Below are 20,777 nucleotides of genomic sequence, written 5' to 3'. Positions count from 1 at the left end.
CCATGACGCGATGAAGCTGCACGAGGTCATGCCGCAAGCCATGCTGTTTGTGCGGGGACAAAACTCAGGCATCAGCCACAACCCGCTTGAAAGTACGACCAGCGACGACATCGACCTGGCGGTTCGGGCTTTTCAATATCTTCTTGATGATCTCGCCGCATGACTGACAACAACAAGCTTGACGCCTGGGTAGATGCCCACTTTGACGAAGAGATTCGTTTTCTGCAGGAGCTGATTCGCGTCCCCACGCCCACCCCACCCGGCGACAACGCGCCACACGCAGAACTCACAGCAGAGTTGCTCAAGGCATTTGGTTTTGACGCAGAAAAACACCCCGTGCCCGCAGATGACGTGAAGGCCTACGGCCTGGAGTCCCTGACCAACCTGATCGTGCGTCGGCGCTACGGTGAGGGGAAAACCATCGCCCTCAACGCCCACGGCGACGTGGTGCCACCCGGTGAAGGCTGGACACATGACCCCTACGGCGCCGCCATCGAAGACGGCAACATCTACGGCCGCGCTTCCGCGGTCAGCAAATCTGACTTCGCCACTTTTACTTTTGCAGTGAGGGCGCTGGAGTCTCTGGGCATTCCCCTGCACGGATGCGTAGAGCTCCACTTCACGTACGACGAGGAATTTGGCGGGGAAATGGGGCCAGGGTGGCTGCTAAAAAACAATCTCACCAAGCCGGACCTGATGATTGCGGCGGGATTTTCTTACGAGGTCGTCACGGCGCACAACGGCTGTTTGCAGATGGAAGTGACGGTGCATGGCAAGATGGCGCATGCCGCCATTCCCGACACGGGCGTTGATGCGCTGCAGGGTGCAGTGAAGATTCTCAATGCCCTGTATACCCAAAACGCAAGCTACAAAAAGATCACCTCCCAGGTTCAGGGCATCAACCATCCCTATCTGAACGTGGGGCGCATTGAGGGCGGCACAAACACCAACGTGGTGCCTGGCAGGGTCACCTTCAAACTGGACCGGCGCATGATCCCCGAAGAAAACCCCATCGAGGTTGAAACCAGCATCCGCGCGGTGATAGCCGCAGCGGTGGCGCAAACCCCCGGCATCACCGTCGACATCAGGCGCCTGTTACTGGCCCGCTCCATGAAACCCACCAATGCAAGCCAGCCTTTGGTTGATGCCATTCAAAAGCATGGGTCAGAAGTGTTTGGCGAAGCCATTCCAGCCATGGGCACCCCTCTTTACACCGACGTGCGCCTGTATGCCGAGGCGGGGATACCAGGTGTCATCTACGGCGCCGGGCCGCGCACGGTGCTGGAGTCCCATGCCAAACGCGCCGATGAGCGCCTGGCGCTGGAAGATTTGCGCCGCGCGACCAAGGTTATTGCGCGCACTTTGCGGGAGCTTCTTGCTGCTCCGCAGCAGTCAACCGCCCCGTGATTTCCGCCGTCAGGGCTACTTCAGGGGAATATCCCGATAGTTTGGGGGGCAGCGTCGCCGACAATCAGGCACGCCCCCGCGCGCCAAGCCAGTGCTGGGCACTGTTTTTGCTTGATTTACACACCTTCCCATTATTTCCGGAGCTTCCATGACAAAACGCGTGTTCATCAAAACCCTTGCCGCTCTGGCGGTCACCGCTGCAACGGCTTTGGCCACCAGCGCGCAAGCGCAAAACACCCCCATCAAGTTTCAGCTGGACTGGCGTTTTGAAGGCCCTGCCGCACTGTTTCTGACGCCAGCTGCGAAAGGTTATTTCAAGGACGCCAAGCTGGACGTCACTATTGACGCTGGCAACGGCTCGGGCGGCACCGTCACCCGCGTGGCCTCAGGCAGTTACGACATGGGTTTTGCCGATCTGGCCGCCCTGATGGAGTTTCACGCCAACAACCCGGATGCGCCGAACAAGCCCATCGCCGTGATGATGGTTTACAACAACACGCCGGCCTCGGTGATGGCGCTGAAAAAAGCCGGAATCAAAACCGTGGCCGATCTGAGCGGCAAAAAATTTGGTGCGCCGGTATTTGACGCAGGCCGCCGCGCCTTCCCGATATTCGCAAAGGCAAACAACATCACCGGCGTGCAATGGACCGCAATGGACCCGCCGCTGCGCGAGACCATGCTGGCACGCGGCGATGTGGATGCCATCACCGGCTTCACCTTTACTTCGCTGCTAAACCTTGAAGTGCGCGGCGTGAAAGCCGAAGACGTGGTGGTACTGCCCTATGCGGACCACGGCGTCAAACTGTATGGCAACGTCATCATTGCATCGCCAAAAATGATCAAGGAAAATCCGGCGGCCATCAAGGCCTTTTTGCTGGCCTTCACCAAAGGTGTGAAGGACGTGATTGCCAAGCCCGCTGCCGCGATTGACGACGTCAAGGCCCGTGATGGCATCATCAACGTTGCACTTGAGACCCGCAGGCTTCAGCTGGCCATGGACACCGTGGTCAACAGCCCCGACGCCCGCGCAGAAGGTTTTGGTCAAGTCAAAGGACCGCGCTTGTCACTTATGGCTTCGCAGGTGTCGGATGCCTTCGCCACCAAGACCCGCGTCAACGCTGACAGCGTGTGGAATGGATCCTTCCTGCCCAATGCGGCCGAACTGAACATTCTCCCCGTTCCGAAAAAGTAAACAACCGCTTGCCGGCCGCAAAGCCGGCAAGACTGCGATGCGCGGCCAGCTTTTTCATGAAATGCTGGCCGTAGTTTTGAATGCCCTCAGCAACTTCTGAAACCCACCTGACAATGCAATCCCTTCCCGACGGCCATTTTGTTGATTTCAGCGATGTCTGGCTCGCCTACAACGAGGAGCTGCTGGCGCAAAACCACTTCGCGGTGGAGGCGATTGACCTCAAGGTGCGGGAGGGCGAATTCATTGCCATCGTCGGCCCTTCGGGTTGCGGCAAGTCCACCTTCATGAAGCTGACCACGGGCCTGAAGATGCCGTCCAGAGGACGCATCCTGATTGACGGGCAACCGGTAACCGGGCCGCTCAAGATTTCTGGCATGGCTTTTCAGGCGCCCTCGCTACTGCCCTGGCGCACCACAGTGGACAACGTGTTGCTTCCACTGGAGATCGTCGAACCCTTTCGCAGTCAGTTCAAATCCAAGCGCAAGGAATTTGAAGAACGCGCCCGCAAGCTGTTGCAGAAAGTTGGCCTGGGCGGTTATGAAGACAAGTTTCCGTGGCAGTTGTCGGGTGGCATGCAGCAACGCGTGAGCATTTGTCGTGCGCTAATCCATGAGCCCAAGATGCTGCTGCTCGACGAGCCCTTCGGTGCGCTTGATGCCTTCACGCGCGAGGAGTTGTGGTGCATCTTGCGCGACCTCTGGACCGAGCAACGCTTCAACGTCATCCTGGTCACGCATGATCTTCGCGAGTCGGTCTTTCTGGCCGACACGGTGTACGTGATGAGCAAAAGCCCTGGGCGTTTTGTCGTCAAGCGCGAGATCGACCTGCCGCGTCCGCGTGACCTTGAGGTGACTTACACGCAGGCCTTTGGCGATATCGTGCACGAGTTGCGCGGCCATATTGGCGCCATCCGCAGCGTTGGTCTGGTGGATAAGGAAAACGCGTCATGACAAAAAAACAAATTGAGCGCTGGTCTCCTGTTGTCCTGCTGCTGATCATTCTGGCGCTGTGGCAAGCGGTGGTATCGATATTCGGTATTGCCGAATACATCTTCCCAGCCCCGCTAGCCATAGCAGAGGCGATGGCCGAGTTTGCCGGCCCCATAGCGCAAGCCGCCTGGAAAACTTTCTGGGTCACCATGGTCGGCTTCGGCATTTCCATCGTGGTCGGCGTCATGCTGGGCTTTCTGGTCGGCTCCTCGCGTCTCGCATATGCCGCGGTGTATCCGTTGCTGGTGGCCTTTAACGCCGTGCCCAAGGCGGCGATTGTGCCCATCCTGATTGTCTGGTTTGGCATTGGTGTTGGGCCTGGCATCCTGACCGCGTTTCTGATCTCTTTCTTTCCGATCACGGTGAACATGGCCACGGGTCTTGCCACGCTGGAGCCGGAACTGGAAGACGTGCTGCGCGTGCTGGGCGCCAAACGCTGGGACGTGCTGATCAAGGTCGGCCTGCCGCGCTCCATGCCCTACTTCTACGGCTCGCTCAAGATCGCCATCACGCTGGCGTTTGTCGGCACGGTGCTGGCAGAGATGACGGCCGGCGATTCCGGCATCGGTTACCTGATGCTCAGCGCCGGCTCGCAGCAACGGATGGCACTGGCTTTTGCAGGGCTGGTGGTCATTGGTGCGATGGCCATGATCATGTATGAGCTGTTCAGCTATATCGAAAAGCACACGACGGCTTGGGCGCATCGGGGATCGCAAGGCGGGTAAACACGCCTTTTGACAGGTATCGGGCCTGAGTTTTATACCAAATACGCCCCTTGCCCATATAAATCGGGCGCAATTAGCTATTAATTTAATAGCATCTTCTACGTCACGCTGCGTTGGCGGTGCACCTTGGACAGTAGGCGTAACTCCCCACTCCCACCCCCCGCCCCTCCCTCGCCCCGCTGGGCGATGGAGGGGAGCCACATTTGGCCGCGTGTGCGCACGACCACGTGCATGAATAACGGTCCCGTGCAGGCCCTTGCGCGCAAAGCGCGCAAGGGCTTGTCATTCCGGCGAAGGCCGGAATCCATCCCCGTATCCGCGTTTGATCCCGACTCTGCTCCCCCACCCCTTCTGTATGCGCCGAGGAGCGCAGGTTCAGACGGATAAGGGCTGACACTTGTTTGAGCCGAAGGCGAGTTTGTGTCAGACCCCGGCTGAACCGAGCACCGCAGGTTGCCCCGGAGCGAAGCGCAGGGGACGCAGGCAGCAGGGTCGCCTTTTCTTTGGTGACTTTCTTTTGGCGAAGCAAAAGAAAGTTACTTGCCGCCGGGCAACCCCCGGCTGGTAGGCAAACCACCAACTCAAGAAGAATGGACAGCAATTAGCGAACATTGATCCCGGATCAAGTCCGGGATGACGTTCGGGGGGGTAAAACGCCTAAAGAAACCGCTCCAGCAGCCGTCGAGAAGCCCGATCCAGCGCATTCATGTCCTTCACGCTGAAATGCACCCCATGACCGGCCGCGATCAGCAGAGACTCGCGACTCAGTCGGCGGATGTCTTCCTCCCCCTTGAGAACAAACGTGGTGTCACCTCTGTCGGTTTCGACGGTCCATGTGCTGGGCGTGCCGAAACTGGAAACACTCTTCAGACGTTTGATCTCGGGCACAAAATCGCGCAGCGACAGCTCCTCGTCGATCAAGCCGCGCATCGCTGGTGGCAGCGTGTTGAGGTGGTCGAGCCAGGCCAGCTCATGACCCTCGCTGCCAATCAGGGAAACGCCCTCATCTGGCGCGGCAATTGGGAAGGCGCGCACGGGCACCACGCCCAGGTGCTGCCGTCCGTTCGCATCGGTGAGCAGCAGGCGTCCGGATGCGTGACGCTCCAGCGTAAACGAGGGATTGAGAGCATTGTTTGTGGTCGTCATGTCCATCCTCAAAGCTGGGCGCTGTGCTGGGCCGTATGGGTCACCTGGGACGTAGCGAGCGCAATGCGGCCCTCTTCGGCGTCCCCGTCAACCTCGCTGTCCACCTGCCGTGCCTGCGCTTCATACAGCCGCCAGTACGCGCCCTGCTTCGCCATCAACTCATCGTGCGGTCCCACTTCGACGACCTGGCCACGATCCATGACCACCAGGCGGTCGGCCTTGCGCAGTGTGGACAGGCGGTGGGCAATCGCAATCGTGGTGCGACCTTTAACCAGATTGTCCAAGGCCTTCTGAATCTCTTGTTCGGTCTCGGTGTCCACCGACGAAGTAGCCTCGTCCAGAATCAAGATGCGCGGGTCGATCAGCAATGCGCGAGCAATGGAAATGCGCTGGCGCTCGCCGCCAGACAGGCCCTGACCGCGCTCGCCCACCAGCGAGTCATAACCTTGGGGCAAGCGCAGGATGAATTCATGCGCGTGGGCAGCTCTGGCCGCCGCCACAATCTCGGCGCGGCTGGCGCCAGGCTTGCCATAGGCGATGTTCTCGGCGATGGTTCCAAAGAACAAAAACGGCTCCTGCAAAACCAGCCCGATGTTGCGTCGATAGTCAGCCACGCCAAAACGGCGTATGTCGGTGCCGTCCACGCTGATGCTGCCGTCGGTCACATCGTAAAAACGGCAGATCAGGTTGACCAGCGTGCTCTTGCCCGAGCCGCTGTGGCCTACCAGGCCGATCATTTCGCCAGGCGCTATCGTCAGGTCCAGCCCGCGGATCACCGCGCGGTTGCCGTACCTGAATCCCAGACCGTTCATTTCAATACGGCCTTCCAGTGGCGCCATTGGCACCGGATTGGCGGGCTCGGGCACGTTGGAAACATGGTCGAGGATGTCGAAGATCCGTTTGGCGCCGGACGCCGCTTTTTGCGTAACCGACACAATGCGGCTCATGGAATCGAGCCGTGTGTAAAAACGGCCGATGTAGGCAATAAAGGCAGTCAGCACACCCACCGTGATCTGCTGTTTGGACACCAGCCAGATGCCAAAAGCCCACACCACCAGCAGACCAATTTCAGTCAGCAGCGAGACCGTGGGCGTGAATAACGACCAAACCTTGTTGAGCTTGTCGTTGACCATCAGGTTATGAACATTGGCGTCCCGAAACCGCTGGGCTTCGCGCTTTTCCTGGGCAAACGCCTTGACCACACGAATGCCGGGAATGGTGTCGGCCAGCACATTGGTCACTTCGGACCACACACGGTCGATTTTTTCAAACCCGGTGCGCAGACGGTCACGCACGGTGTGAATCATCCACGCAATAAACGGCAGCGGCAGCAAAGTCACCAGCGCCAGCCAGGGGTTGATCGAAAACAGGATGGCGGCTGTCATCAGGATCATCAACACGTCGGTTGCGAAATCCAGCGCATGCAAGGAGAGGAAAACATTGATACGGTCTGTTTCAGAACCGATGCGAGCCATCAGATCGCCGGTACGCTTGCCGCCAAAGTAGTCTAGCGACAGCTCCAGCAAATGATCAAAAGTGGCGGTGCGCAGATCAGCACCAATTCGTTCCGACACCAGCGCCAGCAGGTAGGTGCGTGCCCAGTTCAGGCCCCAGCCCACCAGCGCAGCTGCCAGCAGGGCACCCAGGATGGCCAGCACTTTCCAGGACTCAATCTGCTGGCCGTTCTGGAAAGGAATCAGGATGTCATCAATGAGCGGAATGGTGAGGTATGGCGGCACCAGGGTCGCGGCCGTGGAGGCCAGCGTCAGGGCGAAGCCGGCGAGCAACTGCCCGCGGTAGGGCCTGGCAAAACGCCACAGCCGGAGCAACACCCAGGTCGACGGCGCCGTATGCAGCTCGCGCGCGCAGGTGGCGCAGTCGTCGCTGTCGGGCGGCAGTACCGAGTCACAAAGAGGACACAGGGCCGCCTCGTCAAGCGCGGAGGGCTCGCGCGGCGTCATTTGCTGCGTGAAAAGCCGGATCAGGCGAAGCACCTGCACATTGGCTGCAAGCGTGAAGCGCCAGGCGGCCAAACGCGCATCCCCGCTCACCAGTTCGAGCGTACCGACGCCGGCATGGTCAAAGTGGCGCAGGGACACCGCCGCGCCGGTTCCGAGCCGGTCAGGCTCATGCAGGGACCAGCTGCTCCAATGACCCGACCGAGGGTCCTGGGCCAGCAGGCGCTTTTCGGTCAATACCAGCAAACTGCGTGAAAATCGAAGTTGCGAATCGAGGTCAACCAGTACGGTGGATAAAACGTTCTCATTGGCTGTAAGTTGCGCGCGCAGATCTGCCTGGGCTTGGCCTGCCTCGGTGAAGGCATCAACCGGATGGGAATGTTGCATTGTTGTGAGGACGCCGTGTAAGCCGGATCCCTGAAAATGTCAGGGTCGAAACAGGGATTTTCGCCTAAGCCGGGCCGGCAGCCATCTTAATTTGGCGCCCCAGCCAGAAAAACCACCATTGATAATCCGAAGCACCCGTCCCGGGCGGCTTCACAAAAAGAACGTTGCGCCGGCCGGGCCGGTTGACCGAATCATAAAAACATGAGCAAAAAGGACGACATCCAGCTGCTGCGCATCAACTACCTGCGCGGACCCAACATCTGGACTTACCGCCCCGTACTTGAAACCTGGCTGGATCTGGGTTCCCTGGAAGACTTCCCCTCCAACCTGCTTCCAGGCTTTAGCGACCGGCTGGTCGCATTGCTGCCGGCCCTGGTTGAACACCATTGCGGGGTCGGCGAACGCGGTGGTTTTATTGAGCGGCTGTACGAAGGCACCTGGCTGGGCCACGTCCTGGAGCACGTGGTGATTGAGTTGCTGAACCTCGCCGACATGCCGACCGGCTTTGGTCAGACCCGCAGTACCTCGCAAAAAGGCGTTTACCGCATGGTTTTTCGCGCGCGTGACGAGCAAGTCGCCCGCAGCGCCCTGGCTGAAGGCCATCAACTGCTCATGGCGGTGATCAACGACGCCCCCTATGGGCCCGCCGACCAGAAGGCTGCGGTTGAACGTATACGGGCAAAGGTCGACGAGTGTTATCTGGGGCCCAGTACCGCAGCCATCGTTGCCGCCGCCACCGAGCGACGCATACCCCACATCCGGCTTAACGATGGCAATCTGGTGCAACTCGGCTACGGCGCCAGCCAGCGCCGCATCTGGACCGCTGAAACCGAATTCACCAGTGCCATCGCCGAAGGCATTGCAAGTGACAAGGACCTGACAAAGAGCCTGCTCGCATCCTGCGGTGTCCCCGTTCCCGAGGGCGAAATCGTGGACAGCGCGGAAGCCGCCTGGGAGGCGGCGCAGGACATCGGCCTGCCGGTGGTGGTCAAGCCCAGTGACGGCAACCATGGGCGCGGCGTATCGCTCGACCTCAAAACCCAAGATCAATTTGAAGACGCTTTCCACCTTGCCGCAAGGCACGGTAGCGAGGTCATGGTGGAACGATTTGTGCGCGGCCATGAGCACCGCATGCTGGTTGTTGGCGGCCGCGTGGTTGCCGCTGCGCGCGGTGAAACAGCGTCGATTACCGGGGACGGCCGTTCCACCGTTGCCGATCTGGTTGCCCAGCAACTCAACACCGACCCGCGGCGCGGCGCGTCCGAAGACTTCCCGCTCAATCCGATCAAGATCGACACAGACACGGCCATCCTGCTGGACCTGCAGCGACAGGGCTTGAGCCCGGCGTCGGTTCCGGCGGAGGGCCAGTCGGTGCTGATACAGCGCAACGGCAATGTCTCCATCGATTGCACCGATGAAGTGCACCCTGACGTTGACCACATCGTCTCGCTGGCGGCGCGCGTGGTCGGGCTGGACATTGCAGGGGTTGATGTGGTGGCCCAGGACATTTCACGCCCGCTCCACGCCCAAGGCGGCGCTGTGGTCGAAGTCAATGCCGGCCCTGGCCTGCTGATGCATCTCAAACCCGCTGTCGGTGCACCGCGTCCAGTGGGCAGAGCCATTTGCACACACCTCTTCCCCGAGGTGCCCGACGGCTCGCCCAGCGGGCGCATCCCGGTGGTGGGTGTTGCTGGCTCAACCGGCACCGCGGGTGTGGCCCGTCTGGTGGCGTGGCTGCTGCAACTGTCAGGCCGGTACACGGGTCTGGCCTGCCGGGACGGCCTGTTTCTTGACGGCCGCTGTCTGGACACCAGCGACAGCGCCAACTGGGAAGCGGGTCAGCGGCTGCTGATCAACCGCTCTGTACAGGCAGCGGTGTTTGAAAACGGCGCTGACACCATTTTGCGTACGGGTCTGGCCTACGACCGTTGCCAGGTGGGTGTGGTCACAGATCTGGGTGGTGCTGCAGCCTTGGGCGAGTTCGACATCGCACAGGAAGACCAGATGTACAAGGTCATGCGTTCGCAGGTTGATGCGGTGCTTGCCGACGGTGTGGCAGTGCTGAATGCCGCACATGCGGGTGTGGTTGAGATGGCGGACCTCTGCGACGGTGAGGTCATCCTGTATGCAACCGAGCCTTCACTTGCGGCGATCTCCGCGCATCTGGGCAGTGGCGGCCGCGCGGTTTATGTCCGCCAGGATCAGGCTGTGCTTGCCACGGGCCACAGCGAAGCCTTCTTGCCCGGCATGGACAAACTGACCGCCTGGCAGAGCCGTCACACCCCAACCGCCCAAGAAACCTTGCTTGCTGCCATTGCCACCGGGTGGGCACTCGGCATTCCGCTTAACCTGGTTGGCGCAGGCATTGAAGCCTTTGAGCCCAGCAAACTCCAGCCCCGAAAGAGCAGCTGATGAAAGTTTCCCGCATACGAGCCTTGCGCGGCCCCAATTTGTGGAGCCGGCACACGGCGCTTGAGGCCATCATCAGCTGCGCGGAGGCAGAGCGCTCCATTGACACGTTGCCTGGTTTCGAGCCGCGCGTGCGCTCACTCTTCCCGGCGATCGGCGCGCTGCGTCCAGGCGGTAATGGCGACCCTGTTTCACTGGCCCACGTGCTGGAAGCAGCGGCGCTCGCGTTACAGGCACAGGCGGGTTGCCCCGTCACGTTCAGCCAGACATCCCAAACACTGGATGCGGGCGTTTATCAAACCGTGGTTGAGTACAGCGAAGAATCCGTCGGCCGTCTGGCGCTTGAACTGGCGCAGGCGCTCATTCACGCGGCGCTGGAGGAATCCAGCTTTGACCTTGAGGCCGCCATCGCGCAACTGCAGGACCAGGATGAAGACGAGCGACTGGGGCCCAGCACCGGCGCTATCGTCGACGCTGCGGTGGCGCGCGGCATTCCATATAAGCGCCTGACCTCCGGCAGTCTGGTGCAATTCGGATGGGGCTCACGTCAACGCCGCATTCAGGCGGCCGAGCTGGACGTGTCCAGTGCGGTGTCGGAGTCCATTGCTCAGGACAAGGATCTCACCAAGAAACTGCTGCTTGCGGCTGGTGTACCAGTACCCATCGGACGACCAGTCGCCGACGCCGACGAGGCCTGGGCAGCGGCCCAGCAGATCGGTTTGCCGGTGGTACTCAAGCCGCAGGACGGGAACCAGGGCAAGGGTGTCACGGTCAACATTGCAACCCGTGAGCAGATCGATGTAGCCTTTCAGACCGCAGCAGAACACGGCACCGTCATGGTGGAAAAGTTTTTGCCGGGCAAGGACTTCCGCTTGCTGGTGGTTGGCAGCAAACTGGTCGCTGCCTCGCGGCGCGAGCCGCCGCAAGTGGTGGGCGACGGTCTTAACAACGTGCGTGAACTGGTGGAGATCGTCAACCAGGATCCCAAGCGCGGGGAAGGCCATTCCACGTCCCTCACGAAAATCCGGTTTGACGAGATCGCCGTGGCGCGGCTGGAGGCGCAAGACCTGACACCAGAGTCCATCCCCGCGCGCGGAAGGCGCGTCATTCTGCGCAACAACGCGAACCTGAGCACGGGCGGTACAGCCACGGATGTCACTGACGATGTCCACCCCGAGGTTGCAGCACGCGCCGTGGCCGCGGCCCAGATGGTGGGCCTGCATATCTGCGGCGTTGACGTGGTCTGCGAAAACGTGTCGCGTCCACTGGAGGCGCAAAACGGTGGTGTTGTTGAAGTCAACGCAGCGCCTGGGTTGCGCATGCACCTGTCCCCTTCCTACGGCAAGGGCCGCGCGGTTGGCGGTGCGATGATCAACGAGCTGTTCACACCCGGTGAGGACGGCCGTGTACCCGTGGTGGCCGTCACCGGCACCAACGGTAAAACCACGGTCACCCGTTTGATCGCGCATCTGCTGAGTTCAAGCGGCTTGCGTTGCGGCATGACAAACACTGACGGCGTCTGGGTCAACGGCCGCCAGACCGACAGCGGCGATTGCAGCGGCCCCAAGAGCGCACGCAATGTGCTGATGCACCCCGACGTGGATGCGGCGGTTTTTGAAGTAGCACGCGGTGGCGTATTGCGCGAGGGTCTGGGGTTTGACCGCTGCCAGGTGGCAGTGGTGACCAACGTCGGCAGTGGCGACCACCTGGGATTGAACTACATCACCACCGTTGAAGATCTGGCGGTGCTCAAACGCGTGATTGTTCAAAACGTGGCGCCCGCTGGTTTTGCAGTCCTCAACGCCGCTGACCCTATCGTTGCCGCCATGGCATCCACCTGTCCTGGTAACGTCATCTTTTTCGCTGCCGACCGGCATCACCCGCTGATGGCCACGCACCGGGCCCAGGGCAAACGCACGGTCTATGTCGATGGCAACGCGATCGTGGCAGCTGAAGGTGCCTGGCGCGAACGCGTACCGCTACAAAACATTCCTCTCACACGGGGTGGCAGCATAGGCTTCCAGGTTGAAAACGTGATGGCTGCTCTGGCGGCGGCCTGGGCTGTGGGCCTGAAGTGGGAAATCCTCAAAAGCGGGCTGGCCAGCTTCGTCAATGACGCCAGCAATGCGCCGGGCCGCTTCAACGTGATGGACTACCGCGGCGCGACGGTTATCGCGGACTATGGGCACAACCCGGATGCCATGCGGGCGCTGGTGGCGGCAGTCGACGCCATGCCGGCCACGCCGGGCCAGATCCGCAGCGTGGTCATCAGCGGCGCGGGAGATCGGCGCGACAGTGACATCACCGACCAGACGATTATTTTGGGCAGCGCTTTTGACGAGGTCCTCCTTTACGAGGATGCTGCGCAGCGTGGACGGGATGATGGAGAGGTGATACGCCTGCTGCGCGAAGGGCTGGAAGGGTCAAACAAGGCCAGCCGTACCACCCGCATTGATGAAATCCGTGGCGAGTTTTTGGCGATTGATACCGCTTTAGAGCGGCTGCGTCCGGGCGATTTGTGTTTGATCCTGATTGACCAGGTAGAAGAAGCGCTGGCCCACCTGGCTGAACGCGTAAAGCAAACCGGCGGCTAATGCAGTAGCCGATGCCAGCGGGAATGCGGCTACAACTCCGCAGCGCGTTTATAGGCCTGGGCAGCCGCAGCATCATCGCCCCGCTGCTCAGCCAGCAAGGCCAGCGCCCGCCAGGCGTTGCGGTGCAGGGTTGCGTCCTGCAAGGAGAGCGCGGCCTGCGACAGCAATTGCTGGGCCTTGCCCCACAACTGCCTTTTCAAACATGCCATGCCGGCCAGGTACTGCACGTTGGCGTCGCGCGGGCGCTGCTGATGCGCGGCTTCGATACGTGCCAGCCAGGACGCATCGATGGACTCAAGACCGGATTCGATCACGTGAATCAGCTTGATGCGCAGGTTGTCCCCGATCTCCGACCGTGACTGCATGATCGGCTCCCACACACCCATCAGCCAGCTGCGCGCCAGATCAACATCGCCATGCAGCGCCATCAGCCGCGATGCGGCGTGGACCACCAGCTCGGGCATGGCACGCTCGTTCGCATCGAGTGATTGCCATGCCGTCTGCAACTGCGCCGGATCGTGGGCAGCGCCCAACAATTCCAGCGCCAGGCCGCGTATCAGGCTTTGCGCTGCCGGCGCAGAAAACGCCCGGTGTTTGGCCAGCAGGCGCGCCGTCTCCAGCGCCTGTGAAGTCTGGCGGGCCTGGCGTGTGGCTTTAAGTTTGATGCGCAGAGCCAGCGTGCGCCGCGCAGCGCCTTGCGGCAGTTGACCCAGCAACTCCAGCGCGCCAGCCGGATCGCGATCCTCCAGCGCCCAGCGCGCCGCGCGCAGTTGCACACCTTCGCGGGTTTCCTGGGCGCTGCGGTGGTTGCTGGTTTCCAGCGCCATCTGCAATTGCTCGTCACGTACGGTTTTGTTCTGCAGGGCCTGCGCGCTTTCAGCGGCCAGCAGGTGCGCCAGCAAACGCAGCTGGGTTGCTCGCCCCGCGCTGTAGGCGCCCATCTCGGTGGAGGTCTCGGCGAGCTGGCTCAAACTTTTTTCCTGCGTCAGCGCGTTTTGTGCCAGCTTGGCCGCCCGGATGAAGCGGCCGGCCATCAAATGTGACAGTGCGTCCATGAAGGCCGCGTACATCGCTCTTTCCTTTTGCTGGGCGCGCCAGCGCCTGGCTTCGGCCGGCAAGGAAAAAACGGCCGATGCCGCACGCAAGGCCACATAAAGCAGCGTGAAAAGCCCGGCCAGCAACAGGATCAGCAAGTTAAACGAGATGTCCACGCGATGTGGTGGCCAAAAAAGCGTCACCACCGCCTGGTTGTTGCCCGCTACCAGGGCTGCCGCCACGGCGATGCCAAAGAGGGCCAGAAGCCAAAGGGCGCTACGCATTGCGTATTCCCTCGCCTACCGGCCCGCAGCCGCGGTGGACAGCGCAGCCAGGGTTTCGTCCAGGCGCGGAAGATCGCTGGACTTCATCTGGGTTTGCACCTGCTGAAGAAGCTGGACCACGGTTTGCGTCTTGCGTGAGGCCGGGTCATAGTATTTTGCGAGCAGCACGCTGACACCAGCCAGATCCGCCCGGGCAGCAGCGGTTTGCCGGGACAAGAGGCCCAGACGCGCGTTGAGCAATCTGAGTTTGAGGTTTTCACGCAAAAAGAGGGACTGCTCGGGTGCCAGCAAGGCCGCGTCGGGCTGGTCTATACGGCTGACACGCAGCAGGCCGCGGGCTTCGTCAAGGATGCCCCGCACAACGCGCTGCCACCAGGCTTTCAGGATTTCCCGGTCCAGCGCCAAAGGGAGTGATGCCGCGGACGAGGCAGGCCGCGCCGGAGCCGGTGTAGATGCTGCGGCGGCTGGCCGCGGGGCACTGCCCTGCGGCATGGCGTTGGCCGGCTGCAGGTCGTCCACCAGACGCGTCAGCTCATCCAGCTTGAGCAGCAGGCCGGGCACATCGGTCACCGTGGTGGCCTTGATGCGTTCGACATCCCGGGCAATCGCGCGCTGCAACGGATTCAGCCGCGGCTGCGCGGCGCGCGCCAGCCGGAGGTCGGCAGACTTGAGCGCCGCCAGCAGGGGCTCGGCACTACCGGTCAGTTGAGCCTGCTGTTGGGCCAGGCGCACAGCAGACTCCACATCAACCACCAGGTTTTCATCGCGCGAGCGCGACAGGCTTTGCATCAGCTCTTCAAGTTGCGTGCGTTGCAGGCTGACTTCGCTGAGCCGGGTTTCGAGAATGGCGACACGCGCCGTCGCCTCACGGGTGGTCTCCTGGGCCTGACGGGCCAGCGTACGTGCTTCAATCGCCTGCGCGGTCGAGTCGGTACTTCGTTTGGCCAGTTCTTCCTGTATGTTGCTGAGCTTTTGCCACAACAAGACGCCTGTCGAGAGGGCTGCAACCGCAAGTACCAGCGCAAGCAGTGTCCAGCGGTTGGGCCCAAGCGCACCCGGACCGACCTCAGGGGCTGAGGCTTGTACAACGTCGGTAGAGGGCAGGTTCTGAAGGCTGGTGTCGCTATCGCTCATGGTTACATGGATTCTATCGACGCCACGATGTCCCTGAGCGCGGGACGTGACTCTGCAACAACACCCCAGCCCGCCGCGCGCACCGCCTCCGCAATCCTGGGATGCGTGGCCACCGCCCGCGCGCGAGACCAGTCGCTGGGTGGCAAGTGCGCCACGGCCTCAGAGCTGCTGAACAGCCAGACCGAGCCGTCGCTGGCGGCCGCCTGGATTCGCTTCAACTGCAAGGCAGAAAAAGCAGGGGCCTGGCGCTGGTACACCGCCAGAAAATCCACACTCGCCCCTGCGGCCGCAAATTGCCGCGCCAACCAATCACGACCGGGCGCCGCAGGATCAGCGTTTGCGGCACCCTGTCCGCGCACGATCAGCACCCGCCGCCCCTGCCAATCTTGCCTGCCCACGACAGCCCACAAGGCCTCCGAGTCGAACTGGATCGCATCCGCCGCGGGAGCGTCAATGCGGTCAATCGGCACCCCGGCGTGGCGCAAGGCCTTTACAGTGCCGGGCCCCGGCGCCAGGAAGCGCACATCGCCTGCTATTAAATAAATAGCTAGCTTCGCCCGCAGGTGCTGGGCCAGTGGCATATTTGATTCGAAAAAGCATTCCACCGCGTTACCACTGACGAACATCAGGGCGGCGTAGGTATTCATTTCAGTCCAGACCCTGGAGAGTTGCTCCGACGGAGGCAGCGGTGCAATTTCCAGCAGCGGCAGCGCCTCGGCCGTGATCCCGAGCTCTTGCAGGTCCCGAACCCAGCGCCGTGCGTCCCGCTCAGGCCGGGTCACGATGACCCGCGCGGATTTCAAGGCGCTGAGGCGTTGGCGGCCCAGACCGCGCCGCCCGCGCGTAACAAGCCCGCCACCTGTTCGCCCAAAGCTTCGGCCTCGGCAAAGTTGCGTACTTCTGCACGCTGTTCTGCCCGCACCAGCGGCTGGCTGCTGCCCTGCCCGTCTGGCCCCGGCTCTCCCCATGCGGCCTCCAGCCGCATCGGACCTGAAGCGACCGGCTCGGCAATAAAGGCCGCCAGAGGCATGGAGCAGCTGCCGCCCATGGCACGCGACACCGTGCGCTCGGCCGTTACCGCCAGCCAGGTGGGCATGTGTGCCAACCCGGCCAGCGCATTGATCAGGTCATGCCGATCAGCGCGCACCTCGATACCCAAAGCACCCTGCCCCGCCGCAGGCAACATCTGCTCTGGTTCAAACGCCTGGCGAATGCGGGTGGCAAGACCCAGGCGCTTCAAACCCGCAGCGGCCAGCACAATGGCCTGGTACTGCCCTTCATCAAGCTTGCGCAAACGGGTGTCAAGGTTGCCACGCAGAGGCTCGATACGCAGGTCAGGCCGCATGGACTTAAGCAAGACCAGTCGACGAAGGCTTGAGGTACCGACAACCGCGCCCGGCGGCAACTCATTCAGTGAAGAAAAATGATTGGAGACCAGCGCGTCGCGCGGGTCTTCGCGCTCCAAAACACAGGCCAGCGCAAAACCGTCTGGCAAGTCCATGGGAACGTCTTTGAGGGAATGCACCGCCAGGTCAGCGCGGCCTTCAGCAAGGGCCACCTCCAGCTCCTTGACGAACAGGCCCTTTCCGCCCACTTTGCTCAGCGACCGGTCCAGAATCTGATCGCCCTGGGTGGTCATGCCCAGCAGGGAAACCTGCCAGCCCAGCCGGGTCTCCAGCAGATTTTTGACATATTCGGCCTGCCACATGGCCAACCGGCTTTCACGAGTTGCTATGACGACAGCCGGGGCTCTGGAAAAATCTGCGCTCACTCGTAACCTGTTTGTAATCTTTGGTAGTGAGTGAATGCTAGCATGCGGCAGTACAAAACTAGAGCCAACAAGAGGTAAAACCATGGTTACGACGGCGCGTGCAAAGCCCCCCAAAGAGCAGCCAGCGGGGGCCGCCAAAGACACTGATCGCACACGCGCCCGTGCCAAGGACAACGAGCGCCCGCTGGTCGAAGACATTCGCCTGCTGGGCCGGATCCTGGGCGATGTGATTCGGGAACAGGAGGGCGTGCCGGCCTATGAGTTGATCGAGCAGGTGCGCAAACTGTCCGTGGCCTTTCGCCGGGACGCGGACCACGAGGCGGACAAGGCGCTCAAAAAACTGCTCAAAAGCCTGAGCGGCGACCAGACGGTCAGCGTGATCCGGGCCTTCACGTACTTCAGCCACCTGGCCAACCTGGCCGAAGACCGCCACCACATTCGCCGACGCGCCATCCATGAGCGTGCAGGCGACACACAAGAGGGCAGTATTGAGGTCGCCTTGTCCCGGCTGCGCTGGGCGGGCATTTCCCCGAAAACCATTTCCAACACCCTGGCGCATGCCTTTGTCTCCCCGGTGCTCACCGCACACCCGACCGAAGTGCAGCGTAAAAGCATTCTGGACGCTGAGCGCGACATCGCTCAACTGCTGACCGCGCGCGACGAAACCAAAGCACGGGCTGCCTCTGCCAACGCCGCCAAAGACGCCCTCACCCCTAGAGAACTGGCGGCCAACGAGGCTAGCTTGCGCGCCCGGGTGATGCAGCTGTGGCAAACGCGCCTGCTGCGTTTCACCAAACTCACCGTTGCCGACGAAATCGAGAACGCGCTGAGTTATTACGAATCAACCTTTCTGCGCGAAATTCCCAAGCTGTATGGCGAGCTGGAGCGCGCGTTGGGCAGCCAGCCGGTGCACAGCTTTTTGCGCATGGGTCAATGGATTGGCGGTGACCGCGATGGCAATCCCAATGTCAGCGCACACACACTCGAATACGCGCTGCGCCGTCAGGCCGAGGTGGCACTGCGTCACTACCTGACCGAGGTTCACTATCTGGGCGGCGAATTGTCCTTGTCAGCCATGCTGGTGGACTTCACCCCCGCCATGCGCGCGCTGGCCGAGAGCTCACCCGACACCAACGAACACCGCCAGGACGAGCCGTACCGCCGCGCGTTGACAGGGATGTATGCGCGTCTGGCGGCAACCCTGAAAAGCCTCACCGGCGGAGACGCCGCACGGCATGCCGTGGCGCCGCAAAACGCGTATTTGAAGTCAGAAGATTTCCTGGCGGATCTCCGCACCATCGAAACATCCCTGCGGGCCAACCACGGCGCGGCACTGGTTGCGCAGCGCCTGCATCCGCTGATTCGGGCGGTTGAAGTTTTTGGCTTTCACCTTGCCACGGTGGACCTGCGTCAAAGCTCGGACAAGCACGAAGAAGTTGTAGCCGAGCTGCTGGCCGTTGCACGTATTGAGCCCAAGTACGCCGCGCTGGATGAAACGGCCAAGCGCTCCCTGCTGGTCAAACTGCTGAACGATGCCCGGCCCCTGCGCGTGGTCGGCACTGACTACTCAGCCCTGGCGCGCGGCGAGTTGGCCATTTTTGAGTCCGCCAAAGTCATGCGTGAACGCTTTGGGGTTCAGGCCATTCGCCACTACATCATCAGCCACACAGAGACGGTCAGCGATCTGCTGGAGGTGTTGCTGCTGCAAAAAGAAGTGGGCCTGATGCACGGCACCCTTGACGGCCCGTCCACCCACGATCTGATTGTGGTGCCACTGTTTGAAACCATCGAAGACCTGCGCAATGCCGCGCCCATCATGCGTGACTTTTATGCGCAGCCCGGTGTGGCCAAACTCGTGCAACGCAGCGGCGCCGAGCAGGACATCATGCTGGGCTACTCGGACAGCAACAAGGACGGCGGCATTTTCACCAGCAACTGGGAGCTGTACCGGGCCGAGATTGCCCTGGTCGAGCTGTTTGACCAACTCGCCAACTCACACAACATCCAGCTGCGCATGTTTCACGGCCGCGGCGGCACGGTTGGCCGCGGCGGTGGTCCCAGCTACCAGGCCATTCTGGCGCAGCCGCCCGGCACGGTGCGCGGGCAAATCCGTCTTACAGAGCAGGGGGAAGTCATTGGCTCCAAATACGCCAACCCCGAAATCGGCCGGCGCAATCTTGAAACCCTGGTCGCGGCCACACTCGAGGCCACCCTGCTGCAACCAACCAAATCTGCAAGCAAAGCGTTTTTGCAGGCAGCTGCAGCGCTGTCGCAAGCCAGCATGAATGCTTACCGCGCACTGGTTTACGAAACGCCCGGCTTCACCGAGTACTTCTTCAGCGCCACACCGATTCGCGAAATCGCCGAACTGAACATCGGCTCGCGTCCAGCTTCCCGCAAGGCGTCACAAAAAATCGAAGACCTGCGCGCCATTCCCTGGGGCTTCAGCTGGGGCCAGTGCCGGCTGACCCTGCCGGGCTGGTATGGTTTCGGCTCGGCCATCGAGCAGTGGCTTGGCGAGGGCGGCACCCCCGCGAGCCGCAAGGAAGCGCTGGCCGTGCTGCAGAAAATGTACAAGCAGTGGCCATTTTTTCGCACGCTGCTCAGCAACATGGACATGGTGCTGGCTAAAAGCGATTTGGCGCTGGCCTCCCGTTATGCAGAGCTGGTCAGTGACGCGAAATTGCGCAAGAAAATTTTCACAGCCATTGAGGCCGAGTGGCACCGCACGGCTGAAGCACTGGTATTGATCACTGGCGACAAACACCGGCTGACCAACAACCCGTCACTGCAGCGCTCCATCCGCCACCGCTTCCCCTACATCGACCCGCTGCATCACCTGCAGGTAGAGCTGGTGCGCCGCTATCGCGAAGGCAAGGCTGATGATCGCGTTCAACGCGGTATTCACATCTCGATCAACGGCATCGCGGCGGGATTGCGCAATACGGGTTGAGCTCGCCGCATCCGTGCGGAACCACCACAGAGTCCATCCCCAGGGCAGATAAACGAATGCAGGCGCTTGCTCAACTGCCAATCCACCCGTCAATCTCTCGCGCTATGGGCGCGCGTCCGTAGCCGAGGGGTCAGGCCGCACTGCGCGCTACCTGTACTTTGCGGCAGTGATGAACTGACCAAACGACTCGCACCAGACGATCACCGCCGAGTACGTTGCTGGATTAATTCCGCTCGGGACTGCCACTACAAAGTTCTCGAAGGTCTTGACGTCACCAACGCGCACCATCTGGCTCTTGAGACGATTGAAGTCTGCCTCCGTTTCAACAAACCCAGGCGAAAGGTAGAGCTTGTAGTCCGGACCTGCAGCAAGCTTTCCGACGAATGAGATGGAGGATCCCGAAATGGAAACAGTACCCTCGCCCCAATGCAGGGCATCGCTGTCCTTGAGTTCGCGTTTGAACTCCCCCTTGAACTGCGCCTGAGCAGAAGCGATCGCAATCTCGGCAGTAGTGGGGGCCGGAGGCGCGATGAGGATAGGCAGCGCGTAGATACCACCCGCAAAGCCGGCAGCACCTGCCAAGGCGTGGGATACGAGGAGAACGACAAGCTTTTGTGTATTCATGGGTGCCAGATTCAGCAAACTGGTGGAGTGTGTTGTCTAGACAAAATGGCTTTGTAGCCAAGGGCGGCCCGACGCCTGCGAAGCCGTAGGTTGCGGACACGGGGTCTGCCGAGCTACACCAGTGCACCCGACAGGTGGTCTGTCGGGGCGTTGCCATGTTGCAAGGAGT

The 20,777-nt window shown here is 61.4% G+C and carries 14 protein-coding genes; 7 read left to right on the top strand and 7 right to left on the bottom strand.

Translation table 11 applies throughout. The features are described 5' to 3' along the window. Positions 1-159 precede the first annotated feature (159 nt). From VE934_RS17585 to VE934_RS17570, 4 genes are all read left to right on the top strand, one after another. Entirely contained in the window at positions 160-1,407 is a 1,248-nt protein-coding gene (locus VE934_RS17585; RefSeq protein ID WP_324889954.1) for an ArgE/DapE family deacylase, read from the top strand. A 148-nt stretch (positions 1,408-1,555) separates the two neighbouring features. After that, the gene (locus VE934_RS17580) at positions 1,556-2,599 is read left to right on the top strand and encodes an ABC transporter substrate-binding protein (protein ID WP_324889952.1); all 1,044 of its coding nucleotides are present in this window, start codon (positions 1,556-1,558) and stop codon (positions 2,597-2,599) included. Positions 2,600-2,712: 113 nt separating this feature from the next. After that, a complete protein-coding gene (locus tag VE934_RS17575; protein ID WP_324889950.1) occupies positions 2,713-3,549 on the top strand; it encodes an ABC transporter ATP-binding protein in 837 nt (278 codons plus the stop codon). Further along, a complete protein-coding gene (locus VE934_RS17570; RefSeq protein ID WP_324889948.1) occupies positions 3,546-4,313 on the top strand; it encodes an ABC transporter permease in 768 nt (255 codons plus the stop codon). The genes VE934_RS17575 and VE934_RS17570 overlap by 4 nt, the downstream gene beginning before the upstream one ends. Before the next feature lie 657 nt (positions 4,314-4,970). On the opposite strand, the gene VE934_RS17565 is transcribed toward VE934_RS17570, so the two are convergent. Both VE934_RS17565 and VE934_RS17560 read right to left on the bottom strand, forming a co-directional pair. Then, positions 4,971-5,459, bottom strand: a complete 489-nt coding sequence (locus VE934_RS17565) for a DUF1854 domain-containing protein (RefSeq protein ID WP_324889946.1) — start codon at positions 5,457-5,459, stop codon at positions 4,971-4,973. Positions 5,460-5,467: 8 nt separating this feature from the next. After that, a complete protein-coding gene (locus VE934_RS17560) occupies positions 5,468-7,804 on the bottom strand; it encodes an ABC transporter ATP-binding protein (RefSeq protein WP_324889944.1) in 2,337 nt (778 codons plus the stop codon). Between the two features lie 201 nt (positions 7,805-8,005). Between VE934_RS17560 and cphA (VE934_RS17555) the strand changes: the two genes are divergently transcribed. Both cphA (VE934_RS17555) and cphA (VE934_RS17550) read left to right on the top strand, forming a co-directional pair. After that, the gene (cphA, locus tag VE934_RS17555; protein WP_324889942.1) at positions 8,006-10,216 is read left to right on the top strand and encodes a cyanophycin synthetase; all 2,211 of its coding nucleotides are present in this window, start codon (positions 8,006-8,008) and stop codon (positions 10,214-10,216) included. After that, positions 10,216-12,807 (top strand): cyanophycin synthetase, encoded by a 2,592-nt coding sequence (gene cphA / locus VE934_RS17550; RefSeq protein ID WP_324889940.1) that lies wholly within the window; start codon positions 10,216-10,218, stop codon positions 12,805-12,807. The genes cphA (VE934_RS17555) and cphA (VE934_RS17550) overlap by 1 nt, the downstream gene beginning before the upstream one ends. 29 nt (positions 12,808-12,836) lie before the next feature. On the opposite strand, the gene VE934_RS17545 is transcribed toward cphA (VE934_RS17550), so the two are convergent. The 4 genes from VE934_RS17545 to hemC are packed head-to-tail and all read right to left on the bottom strand — an operon-like array spanning position 12,837 to position 17,031. Continuing rightward, a complete protein-coding gene (locus tag VE934_RS17545) occupies positions 12,837-14,126 on the bottom strand; it encodes a heme biosynthesis HemY N-terminal domain-containing protein (RefSeq protein WP_324889938.1) in 1,290 nt (429 codons plus the stop codon). A 15-nt stretch (positions 14,127-14,141) separates the two neighbouring features. Continuing rightward, complete coding sequence (locus tag VE934_RS17540; protein ID WP_324889936.1) at positions 14,142-15,260, bottom strand: uroporphyrinogen-III C-methyltransferase; 1,119 nt, start codon at positions 15,258-15,260, stop codon at positions 14,142-14,144. Positions 15,261-15,262: 2 nt separating this feature from the next. Further along, positions 15,263-16,063, bottom strand: a complete 801-nt coding sequence (locus VE934_RS17535; RefSeq protein ID WP_324889934.1) for a uroporphyrinogen-III synthase — start codon at positions 16,061-16,063, stop codon at positions 15,263-15,265. After that, positions 16,060-17,031 (bottom strand): hydroxymethylbilane synthase, encoded by a 972-nt coding sequence (gene hemC / locus VE934_RS17530; protein ID WP_324889932.1) that lies wholly within the window; start codon positions 17,029-17,031, stop codon positions 16,060-16,062. The genes VE934_RS17535 and hemC overlap by 4 nt, the downstream gene beginning before the upstream one ends. An 82-nt stretch (positions 17,032-17,113) precedes the next feature. On the opposite strand from hemC, the gene ppc reads away from it, so the two are divergent. Beyond that, complete coding sequence (gene ppc / locus VE934_RS17525; protein WP_324889930.1) at positions 17,114-19,984, top strand: phosphoenolpyruvate carboxylase; 2,871 nt, start codon at positions 17,114-17,116, stop codon at positions 19,982-19,984. A gap of 147 nt (positions 19,985-20,131) precedes the next feature. On the opposite strand, the gene VE934_RS17520 is transcribed toward ppc, so the two are convergent. Next, positions 20,132-20,608, bottom strand: coding sequence for a DM13 domain-containing protein (locus tag VE934_RS17520; RefSeq protein ID WP_324889929.1), 477 nt, complete (start codon positions 20,606-20,608; stop codon positions 20,132-20,134). Positions 20,609-20,777 lie beyond the last annotated feature (169 nt).

This window comes from Polaromonas sp. (assembly GCF_035638815.1).
In the GTDB taxonomy this organism is placed as follows: domain Bacteria; phylum Pseudomonadota; class Gammaproteobacteria; order Burkholderiales; family Burkholderiaceae_C; genus Polaromonas.
The sequence above is the reverse complement of the archived record's forward strand: the minus strand, read 5'-3'. Positions and strand labels throughout refer to the sequence as shown.